Consider the following 9,547-nt stretch of genomic DNA (forward strand, 5'->3'; position numbering starts at 1 on the left):
CAGACCATGAGCACCAGCACCACCGCCTCCGTGTCCACGCACATCCTGGACACCAGCATCGGCCGCCCCGCCGAGGGCGTCGCCATCCAGCTCGCGGCCCGCAGCGGCCGCGAGGCGGACTGGCAGGCGCTCGGCGGCTCCGCGACCGACGCGGACGGGCGGTGCAAGGACCTCCCGGCGTTGCCGGAGGGGACCACACACGTACGGCTCGACTTCGCGGTCGAGGCGTATTTCTTGAAGTTCGAGAAGAAGCAAGCCGATGCGCAGCAGGACGCCCCCGCGAATCGGGACAGCGGTGCCGTGTTCTTCCCCGAGGTGGCGATCACCTTCGCCGTGAAGCCCGGGGAGCATTACCACGTACCGCTGCTGCTCAACCCGTTCGGCTACTCCGTTTACCGAGGGAGCTAGCAGACATGCCCACGATCCTGGGACAGAACCAGTACGGCAAGGCCGAGAACCGAGTCGTAAAGATCACGCGGGACGGCGCCACCCATCACATCAAGGACCTGAACGTGTCCGTCGCGCTGAGCGGCGACATGGAGGAGGTCCACTACTCCGGCTCCAACGCCAACTGCCTGCCGACCGACACCACCAAGAACACGGTGTACGCGTTCGCCAAGGAGTACGGCATCGAGTCGGCCGAGCAGTTCGGCATCCACCTCGCGCGCCACTTCGTGACGTCGCAGGAGCCGATCAAGGTCGCCCGCATCCGTATCGAGGAGTACGCCTGGGAGCGCATCGCCGCTTCCGACGCCAACTCCCAGTTCATCGGCGCGGACGAGGTCAAGCACTCCTTCGTCCGCAAGGGCCAGGAGATCCGGGTCACGCAGATCACCTACGACGGTGAGAAGTGGGAGGTCATCTCCGGCCTCAAGGACCTCATCGTGATGAACTCGACCAACTCCGAATTCTGGGGCTACGTCAAGGACAAGTACACGACGCTCCAGGAGGCGTACGACCGCATCCTGGCCACCCAGGTCTCGGGCCGCTGGCGGTTCAACTGGACCGACGACGAGCAGCGGATGCCCAACTGGGAGAAGTCCTACGAGCAGGTGAAGAAGCACATGCTCCAGGCCTTCGCCGAGACCTACTCGCTGTCGCTGCAGCAGACCCTGTACCAAATGGGTTCGCGGATCATCAACAACCGCAGCGAGATCGACGAGGTCCGCTTCTCCCTCCCGAACAAGCACCACTTCCTGGTGGACCTGGAGCCGTTCGGGCTGAAGAACGACAACGAGGTGTACTACGCCGCCGACCGCCCCTACGGCCTGATCGAGGCCACCATCCTGCGGGACGGCTGTGAGCCGAAGATCCCGGTGGACCTCACCAACCTGTAAGCAGGCAACTCCATTTCGGCACCCGCGGCCGGCGGGCCGGGCTGTGAAAGCCCACCGGCCGCGGCACTCAAATCCCCCAGGGTCCTGCCGTGCCCTCTCCAACTCAGCACACCCTCAGGAAAAGGGACGAATCATGGCAGCAGCCCAGCGCATCGTCATCGAGAACTGTTCGATCGCGACAGTGGACGCGAACGACACCGAGTACGCCACGGGTCATGTCGTCGTCGCGGACAACCGCATCGAGTCGCTCGGCGCGGGCAAGGTGCCCGAGGGCCTGGAGAACGTCGTACGCCGTATCGACGCCACCGGGCACCTGGTGACCCCCGGCCTGGTCAACACCCACCACCACTTCTACCAGTGGATCACCCGCGGTCTGGCCACGGACCACAACCTCTTCAACTGGCTCGTCGCCCTCTACCCGACCTGGGCACGCATCGACGAGCGGATGGTGCGTTCGGCCGCGCAGGGCTCGCTGGCGATGATGGCCCGTGGCGGTGTCACCACCGCCATGGATCACCACTACGTCTTCCCCAAGGACTCCGGCGACCTGTCCGGCGCCATCATCGGCGCCGCCCGCGACATGGGAGTCCGCTTCACCCTCGCCCGCGGCTCCATGGACCGCAGCGAGAAGGACGGTGGGCTGCCGCCGGACTTCGCCGTCGAGACGCTCGAAGGTGCGCTGGCCGCCACCGAGGAGACCGTCAAGCAGCACCACGACGCCTCCTTCGACGCGATGACCCAGGTCGCCGTCGCCCCGTGCTCCCCCTTCTCCATCTCCACCGAGCTGCTCAAGCAGGGTGCCGAGCTGGCCCGCCGCCTCGGCGTGCGCATGCACACCCACGGTTCGGAGACCGTGGAGGAGGAGAAGTTCTGCCACGAGCTGTTCGGCATGGGCCCGACCGACTACTTCGAGTCCACCGGCTGGCTCGGCGAGGACGTGTGGATGGCGCACTGCGTCCACATGAACGACTCCGACATCGCCGCCTTCGCCCGCACGAAGACGGGCGTCGCGCACTGCCCGTCCTCCAACGCCCGCCTCGCGGCCGGCATCGCCCGCGTCCCCGACATGCTCGCGGCCGGTGTCCCGGTCGGCCTCGGCGTCGACGGCACGGCCTCCAACGAGTCCGGCGAACTCCACACCGAGCTGCGCAACGCCCTGCTCATCAACCGCCTCGGCGCCCACCGCGAGGCCGCCCTGAACGCCCGGCAGGCGCTGCGCCTCGGGACCTACGGCGGCGCCCAGGTCCTCGGGCGCGCGCGGGAGATCGGCTCCCTCGAGCCGGGCAAGCTGGCCGACTTCGTGCTGTGGAAGCTGGACACCCTCGCGCACGCCTCCATCGCCGACCCGGTGACCGCGCTGGTCTTCGGTGCGGCGGCGCCGGTCACGGCGTCGTTCGTGAACGGCCGCCAGATCGTCGAGGACGGTCGGCTGCTCACGGCCGACGAGGACGCGATCGCCCGCTCGACGCGGGAGGAAGCACAGCGGCTGGCGCGGATCGCCGCGCAGTAACGCCGTATCGCCAACGCCGTACCGCCGACTCGGGATCGCGAACTCAGCGTCGCGAACTCCGTGTCGCCGTACGGCACTTGATCCCCGGCCGGGAGGGACGGCTCCCGGTCGGCAGTCGTGGACCCGAGCGGGGTCCATGGCGGCCGTCGCCGGGGCGCGTGTTGGACGCACGCGCCCCGGAACGGTCTCCGTTTCCCCCAGAACGGGCCCGTCCCCGGTCCCGCACGACCACTTGCACCACCTCCATGAACCCACGTCAGAGCCGACGTGTTCAACCGACCGGAGGAGAGCCGCATTGTCCGCCCAGTCCGCTCATCCCGTTGACGAGAAACTCCCCGCCCTGAAAATGGCGACCACGGGCTTGCAGCACGTAGCCGCCATGTACGCGGGAGTCGTCGCCCCACCCCTGATAGTCGGCGCGGCCATAGGCCTGTCCGCCACCGAACTGACCTTCCTCACCGGTGCCTGCCTCTTCACGGCGGGCCTCGCCACCTTCCTCCAGACCCTCGGGATCTGGAAGATCGGCGCCCGGCTGCCGTTCGTCAACGGCGTCACCTTCGCCGGCGTCGCCCCCATGACCGCGATCGCCGCCTCCACCGAGGACAAGTCCGACGCGCTGCCGATCATCTTCGGCGCGGTCATTGTCGCCGGCCTCCTGGGCTTCCTCGCCGCCCCGTTCTTCAGCAAGGCCGTGCGCTTCTTCCCGCCGGTCGTGACCGGTACGGTCATCACACTGATCGGCATCTCACTGCTGCCGGTCGCCTTCGGCTGGGCTCAAGGCCCCAACCCGGCGGCGAAGGACTACGGTTCGGCGACGAACCTGGGTCTGGCGGCCGGGACTCTGCTGATCGTCCTGCTCCTGCGCCGCTTCACCCGGGGCTTCGTCAAGCAGATCGCGGTACTGCTCGGCCTGGTCATCGGCACACTGATCGCGATCCCGTTCGGCGTCACGGACTTCGGCCCGGTGGCGGACGCGGACGTCATCGGCTTCCCCACCCCGTTCCACTTCGGCGCCCCGCAGTTCCAGCTGGCCGCGATCATCTCGCTGTGCGTGGTGATGGTGGTGTCGATGACCGAGTCGACCGCCGACATGCTGGCGCTGGGCGAGATCGTCGAGCGCCCGGCCGACGAGAAGACCATCGCGGCCGGCCTGCGCGCCGACACCCTCGGCTCGGCGATCAGCCCTCTGTTCAACGGCTTCATGTGCAGCGCCTTCGCGCAGAACATCGGCCTGGTCGCGATGACGAAGATCCGCAGCCGGTACGTCGTCGCCGTGGGCGGTGGCTTCCTGGTGCTGATGGGCCTGTGCCCGATGGCCGCGTCGCTCATCGCGGTCGTACCGCGCCCCGTGCTCGGCGGCGCGGGCGTGGTCCTCTTCGGCTCGGTGGCGGCCAGCGGCATCCAGACCCTCGTCCGGGCCGGCCTGGAGAAGGACAACAACGTCCTGATCGTCGCCGTCTCGCTGGCCGTCGGCATCGTCCCGATCACGGCGCCGGAGTTCTACCACGCCTTCCCGGAGACGGTGCGGATCGTGCTGGACTCGGGCATCTCGACGGGGTGCGTCGCGGCGGTGGCGCTGAACCTCGTCTTCAACCACCTGGGCAGGGACCGCGACGCCCAGGACGTGACCCATCCGATGGAGGCAGGGGAGGAGATCACCGGGGCGACCCGGGCCCCGGCCACGCCATGAGGTTGGCGAACAGCTCGGCCTGCTCGATGGCGTCGTCCAGCGCATGGTGCGTATGACGGCGCCTCGACAGCAGTTCGCGGGGCATGGTGCCCTTGGCCACGGCCCGCAGCGGCAGCCCGGCCTTCGTCGCGTACAGCGTCTTCATGTCCAGGCAGCCGGAGTGCCCGAAGGGGCTCGCACCGGTGAAACGGATCAGATACCAGTACAGGAAGGTCCAGTCGTACGACGCCGGATAGCCGGTCATCACCGGCTGGGCGCCCGCGCTCACCTCGCGCACCCAAGCGCTGAACTTGGTGAGCGCGGCGACCGGTTCGGTGCCCTCGGTGCGGAGCCGCTCCCGGTCCAGGCCGCTCACCGTAAGCGCCTCGGGCACGAACTCCTCGCTGATCGGGCGGAGTTCACGGTAGAAGGTCCGCTGCTCGGGATCGGCCGGGATGAACCCGTCGGCGTCCTGCACCCCGGCGACTGCCGCACCCATGCTCAGCATGGAGTACGGCCCCGGGATCGGGCCGTCCGCCTCGATGTCGACGGAGATGTAGAGGCTGGGTTTGATACGTCGTGCGGCCATGGAGCCGGAGCTTCCCAGGTGACCGGGGCTTCCCGCATCCGAATTCCGCTCGCCGGCCTCTCCCGGCAACACGCGTTCGCCCTGGCGGAACTCCGGGAGTCCCGCCAGGGCGACAGTCGTGGCGCTGTGCCGGGTCAGCGGGTGTAGGTGACCCGGTTCTCCTTCAGGGAGCCGCAGTTGGAGCCCGTCACCTGCACGTACACGTTGCTGATGTGGCCGCCCCAGTCGACGCAGTGGCCCTTGCCGTAGACGTAGGTCGGCCCGGCGTACGACGTGTACTGGCCCCAGTCGTCGTCCCCTTCCTCGGTGTCGGGGACGAAGACCCACGCGGACATCTCCCGGACGGTGCCCGGGTTGGTGCGGATGGTCGCCACACAGTTCTCGCCGTTGGAGGCGTTGTACGTCAGATAGACGGTGCCCAGCGAGCCGACCGGCGCCGAGTTGACGGTCTTGTAGCCGCTTCCGCAGACCTTCTGCGGGGTGGTGTTGGGCGCGGCGGAGGCGGGCGCCGCGAGGGCGGCCGTGGTCCCCACCGTCAGGGCCGCTAACGCGGTGGCGGACAGTGCAGAACGGATCAATCGCATATTTCCCCCTAGTAGCCATTGCGGGTGGTTGCTCCTGCATGGTGTGACCCGCGGGGTATGCGAATGGTTGTGCTCAGTTCTGTCGCTCCCTCAGCACCGCCGCCGCCAGCACCAGTGCCCCCACCGCGACCACCGTCGCCACCCGGAACGCCAGTTGATAGCCCTCCGCCGTGGCCGCCACCAGTTCCGTGCCCCTGCCGAGCAGCCCCTCGGTGCGGCTCGCCGCCAGGACGGACAGTGCGGCCAGCCCCAGCGAACCGCCCACCACCTGCGTGGTGTTGAAGAGTCCCGACGCCAGTCCCGCGTCCTCCGCGCGCGCCCCCGCCATCGCGAGCCCGGTCAGCGCGGGCATCGCGGCGGCGAAGCCGGTGGCCAGCAGAAGCAGCGGCGGGAGTACGTCCGTGACGTACGAGCCGTCGACCGGCGCGCGGCTCAGCAGGGCCATGCCCGCGACGATGAGCGCCAGCCCGGCCAGCAGCACCCGGTAGGCGCCGAAGCGGCCGACCGTCCTCGCCGACAGGCCCAGCATCAGCACCCCGATGGCGACCGGCGCCGGCAGGAAGGCCGTGCCGGTGAGCAGCTCGCCGTAGCCGAGGACCCGTTGGAGGTAGAGCGCGCCGATGAACTGGAAGCCGTACATCGTCGCGATCATCAGGATCTGCACCGCGTTGGCCCCGCTCAGCAGCCGGGAGCCGAACAGGCGCAGCCGCAGCAGCGGACGCGCGGCCCGCGCCTGGCGGAGGGTGAACGCCGCGAACAGGGCGAGGGCCAGGGCCGTCAGCAGCAGGGTGGTGGTGAGGTCGCGGTCGCCCGCGCCGACGATGGCGTACACCGTGAGCATCAGCGCGGCGGTGACCAGCGCCGCGCCCGGGTAGTCGGCGCCCTTGCCGAGCCCGGCGCCGCGGTCCGGCTCCAGCACCCGCATGGCCATGAGCCACGCGGCGATGCCGATCGGCAGGTTGATGAGGAAGATCCAGTGCCAGTCGAGGAGCTCGGTCAGCGCCCCGCCCAGAAAGGTCCCGAGCGCTCCGCCCGCCGCGCCGACCGCGCTGAACACCGCGATGGCGCGGGCCTGTTCGCGCGGCTCGGGGAACAGTGCGACCAGCATGCCCAGCACGACGGCCGAGGTCATCGCGCCGCCCACGCCCTGCAAAGCGCGCGCCGCGATCAGCACGCCCTGCCCGGTCGCCACCCCGCACAGCACGGAGGCCGCGGTGAACACGGCGAGCCCCGCCGTGAACGTCCGCTTGCGGCCGATCAGATCGCCGAGCCGGCCGACGAGGAGGAGCAGTCCGCCGAAGGGGATCAGATAGGCGTTGACGACCCAGGCGAGGCCCGGCCCGGAAAAGCCGAGGTCGCTCTGCATGGCCGGCATGGCGACCGTGACGATGTTGCCGTCCAGGATCGTCATCAGCGTCCCCGCGCACAGGACGACGAGGGACGCCCAGCGGGAGTGGGTTCGCTGCGGCGGGTGCGGTGTGTGCGTCGGGGTCTCGACGATGGCCGTCATGGCGGCGCTGCCTCCGGGGTCTCCAATGGTGCACGACTTGTAACGGGGTACATCGTGAGTGACCATGGAGAGCGGCATAAGGAGGCAGTCCGATGTCCCAGAGGAACACCGGTGTTACCGTCCAGGCAGTGAACGCGCACGCGTGCCCGGTCCGCGAGGTTCTTGACAGGGTCTCCGGAAAATGGAGCGTCCAGATTCTCGTCGCGGCCGCCCACGGGCCCATCCGCTTCACCGAGTTGGAGCGCAGCATCGAGGGAATCAGCCGCCGGATGCTGACCCTCACCCTGCGCAATCTGGAGCGCGACGGCCTCGTCACCCGCACCGTCCATCCGACGGTGCCGCCGAAGGTGGAGTACGAACTCACGCCGGTGGCACGGGAGTTGCACGAGACCCTGCAACGCCTGACCGACTGGGCCGAGCGGAACAGGGTCTACATCGCCGAGGCGCGCGCGGCCTACGACGAGGAGCACGCACCGGAGTCAGTGTGACCGGAGGCCAGGCCTGGCAGGCGGTGACCAGAGTTCTGAAAGGCGTTGTTCTGAAAGATGTTGATCAGAGCCCGAACAGGCTCGGGTCCGCGGCCAGTTCCTTGAAGTAGTCCTGCGGGTTGGCCACCATCCTGCGTTCCTTGAGGTCCAGCAGGCCGCCGACCGCCGTGAGCTCGGCCGCCACCGTGCCGTCCGCCTTGATCATGGTCTGCAGAATGCGGAAGGTCTTGCCGCCCGACCACTCGAAGGCGCAGGTCACGTCGACCTCGTCACCGGCGAGGAGCTCCCGCTTGTAGCGGATGGTCGTCTCCAGGGCGACGGGACCCACCCCCTTGCCTATGAGGCCCGTCTGGGTGATGCCCGCGGCCTGGAGCAACGACCAGCGGGCGTGCTCCGCGTAGTTGATGTACACGCTCTGGTTGACGTGCCCCTGCACATCGGTCTCGTAGCCGCGCACGGTGACCCGGACGGAGAACGGCTCGCTCACTGTTTCCCCTTCTCATGTTCGATGCTCTGTGCACCGATCTTGGCATGCCCATCACGCCCGGCGCGGGGATGCCAGCAGATAGCGCGCTCTGGTCCGCGGCTCGGTGTGTTCGCCGACCTGCCAGCCCGCCTCTTCCAGTGTGGTCGCGCAGGCACGCAGCCGCCCGCCGTCCGGCTCGTGCACGGAGACGGCCTCCGGCTGCGCAGTGGCCCGCACCCGGTACCCCTCCTCGGAGTCCCGCTCGGCCGGACGGTGCCCGGCGGCCTCCAGGGCGAGCGCGGCGGCCGGCACCAGATGCGTCCGCTCCCACGCGCACGGCCGGTCCACCGCCCCGTCCGGATTGGTCATCCGGCGCAGCTCCAGCAGTCCCTGCCAGGCGCTGTGCACCTCCCGGACGCGGGCCGGGCCCGGAACCGGTGCGTCCTCCTCACCGCCGATCCGCGCCGCGAACACCCCGCCGGCCGCCGGAGCCGCGGACTCCGCGGGCGGGGCCGGCTCCGCATCCCGTATCCGATGTCCCGCCGGCGTCAGAAAGTGAGCGTGCGGCGGCCGCGGGTGCCGGAAGGCGAGCCCTCGCTTCACCAGCGCAGCGAGCTGCGCCTCCGTGCCTCTGACCCGGCCGGTCACGGGATCGGCGGCATCGATGACACGCCGCTGGGCCGCGGTCGGTGGTCTCGTCACGGCGTGCTCCTCCCCGGGCACTCGGGCACCCGCCCCACCTCCTCGGCAGGCACTCGCCCTGTCTGCTGGGAAGGCTACGACCCGGGTCTGACATTCCACTCGGCGATCACCGGCCGCCCGTGCTCCGTGCCCAGCCGGCACAGCGCCCCCGTGGCCAGCTGGAACAGCGCCCCGTCCGTCGCCGGCAGCCCGAGCCGCCGGGCCGTGAGCACCCGCAGGAAATGCCCGTGCGCCACGAGCAGCACGTCCCCCTCGTGGGCGGCGGCTGCCGAATCCACCCTGGCCAGCACCCGGTCGGCACGCTCCCCGACCTGCTCCGGGCTCTCCCCGGGATGGTCGGGCGGCCCGGGCGCGACCCCGTCCGTGAACAGGAACCAGCCCGGCCGTTCGTGCTGGATCTCGACGGTCGTGATCCCCTCGTACCCGCCGTAGTCCCACTCCCGCAGATCGGCGTCGACCCGTCCGTCGTGCAGGCCGATCAGCTCGGCCGTCTCCCGCGCCCGCTGCAGCGGGCTGACGAACGCGGAGGCGATCCGGTGCGAGCGGATCAGCGGCACCAGCCGGCGCGCCTCGTCCCGTCCGTGCTCGGTGAGGGGCACGTCCGTCCATCCCGTGTGCCGCCCGGACCGCGACCACTCGGTCTCACCGTGCCGGACGAGAAAGAGGTCAGCCACGTGCGCACCCTTCCAGCT

At 69.7% G+C, this 9,547-nt stretch carries 11 protein-coding genes; 5 read left to right on the forward strand and 6 right to left on the reverse strand.

Annotated elements, in window-relative coordinates; genetic code table 11:
• The first annotated feature begins 6 nt into the window (after nt 1-6).
• From uraH to ABD932_RS14280, 4 genes are all read left to right on the forward strand, one after another.
• Nucleotides 7-408: a hydroxyisourate hydrolase gene (uraH, locus tag ABD932_RS14265; RefSeq protein WP_345012475.1), complete on the forward strand. Its 402-nt coding sequence runs from the start codon at nt 7-9 to the stop codon at nt 406-408.
• A gap of 5 nt (nt 409-413) precedes the next feature.
• The gene (gene pucL / locus ABD932_RS14270) at nt 414-1,337 is read left to right on the forward strand and encodes a factor-independent urate hydroxylase (RefSeq protein ID WP_345012477.1); all 924 of its coding nucleotides are present in this window, start codon (nt 414-416) and stop codon (nt 1,335-1,337) included.
• 133 nt (nt 1,338-1,470) lie between these two features.
• Nucleotides 1,471-2,847, forward strand: coding sequence for an 8-oxoguanine deaminase (locus ABD932_RS14275; RefSeq protein WP_345012479.1), 1,377 nt, complete (start codon nt 1,471-1,473; stop codon nt 2,845-2,847).
• Nucleotides 2,848-2,983: 136 nt separating this feature from the next.
• A complete protein-coding gene (locus ABD932_RS14280; protein WP_345012481.1) occupies nt 2,984-4,537 on the forward strand; it encodes a nucleobase:cation symporter-2 family protein in 1,554 nt (517 codons plus the stop codon).
• Here ABD932_RS14280 and ABD932_RS14285 read toward each other — a convergent pair.
• From ABD932_RS14285 to ABD932_RS14295, 3 genes are all read right to left on the reverse strand, one after another.
• Nucleotides 4,503-5,105, reverse strand: a complete 603-nt coding sequence (locus ABD932_RS14285) for a 3'-5' exoribonuclease domain-containing protein (RefSeq protein ID WP_345012483.1) — start codon at nt 5,103-5,105, stop codon at nt 4,503-4,505. The two genes, ABD932_RS14280 and ABD932_RS14285, sit on opposite strands and share 35 nt — an antisense overlap.
• 134 nt (nt 5,106-5,239) lie before the next feature.
• The gene (locus ABD932_RS14290; protein WP_345012485.1) at nt 5,240-5,689 is read right to left on the reverse strand and encodes a spore-associated protein; all 450 of its coding nucleotides are present in this window, start codon (nt 5,687-5,689) and stop codon (nt 5,240-5,242) included.
• A gap of 73 nt (nt 5,690-5,762) precedes the next feature.
• Complete coding sequence (locus ABD932_RS14295) at nt 5,763-7,199, reverse strand: MFS transporter (RefSeq protein WP_345012487.1); 1,437 nt, start codon at nt 7,197-7,199, stop codon at nt 5,763-5,765.
• A gap of 92 nt (nt 7,200-7,291) precedes the next feature.
• Between ABD932_RS14295 and ABD932_RS14300 the strand changes: the two genes are divergently transcribed.
• Complete coding sequence (locus ABD932_RS14300) at nt 7,292-7,687, forward strand: winged helix-turn-helix transcriptional regulator (protein ID WP_345012489.1); 396 nt, start codon at nt 7,292-7,294, stop codon at nt 7,685-7,687.
• Between the two features lie 64 nt (nt 7,688-7,751).
• On the opposite strand, the gene ABD932_RS14305 is transcribed toward ABD932_RS14300, so the two are convergent.
• From ABD932_RS14305 to ABD932_RS14315, 3 genes are all read right to left on the reverse strand, one after another.
• Nucleotides 7,752-8,174, reverse strand: coding sequence for an acyl-CoA thioesterase (locus tag ABD932_RS14305; protein ID WP_345012491.1), 423 nt, complete (start codon nt 8,172-8,174; stop codon nt 7,752-7,754).
• 51 nt (nt 8,175-8,225) lie between these two features.
• Entirely contained in the window at nt 8,226-8,855 is a 630-nt protein-coding gene (locus ABD932_RS14310; RefSeq protein WP_345012493.1) for a hypothetical protein, read from the reverse strand.
• Between the two features lie 74 nt (nt 8,856-8,929).
• Nucleotides 8,930-9,529 (reverse strand): histidine phosphatase family protein, encoded by a 600-nt coding sequence (locus ABD932_RS14315; protein ID WP_345012495.1) that lies wholly within the window; start codon nt 9,527-9,529, stop codon nt 8,930-8,932.
• Between the last annotated feature and the right edge of the window lie 18 nt (nt 9,530-9,547).

This window comes from Streptomyces shaanxiensis (assembly GCF_039537145.1).
Taxonomy (GTDB): domain Bacteria; phylum Actinomycetota; class Actinomycetes; order Streptomycetales; family Streptomycetaceae; genus Streptomyces; species Streptomyces shaanxiensis.

What these genes read in the sequence shown, in the direction of transcription:
- ABD932_RS14275 (WP_345012479.1), top strand. Translation starts at nt 1,471, where the DNA reads ATGGCAGCAGCCCAGCGCATCGTCATCGAGAACTGTTCGATCGCGACA.
- ABD932_RS14300 (WP_345012489.1), top strand. Translation starts at nt 7,292, where the DNA reads ATGTCCCAGAGGAACACCGGTGTTACCGTCCAGGCAGTGAACGCGCAC.
- ABD932_RS14290 (WP_345012485.1), bottom strand. Translation starts at nt 5,689, where the DNA reads ATGCGATTGATCCGTTCTGCACTGTCCGCCACCGCGTTAGCGGCCCTG.
- ABD932_RS14285 (WP_345012483.1), bottom strand. Translation starts at nt 5,105, where the DNA reads ATGGCCGCACGACGTATCAAACCCAGCCTCTACATCTCCGTCGACATC.
- pucL (WP_345012477.1), top strand. Translation starts at nt 414, where the DNA reads ATGCCCACGATCCTGGGACAGAACCAGTACGGCAAGGCCGAGAACCGA.
- ABD932_RS14295 (WP_345012487.1), bottom strand. Translation starts at nt 7,199, where the DNA reads ATGACGGCCATCGTCGAGACCCCGACGCACACACCGCACCCGCCGCAG.
- uraH (WP_345012475.1), top strand. Translation starts at nt 7, where the DNA reads ATGAGCACCAGCACCACCGCCTCCGTGTCCACGCACATCCTGGACACC.
- ABD932_RS14280 (WP_345012481.1), top strand. Translation starts at nt 2,984, where the DNA reads ATGGCGGCCGTCGCCGGGGCGCGTGTTGGACGCACGCGCCCCGGAACG.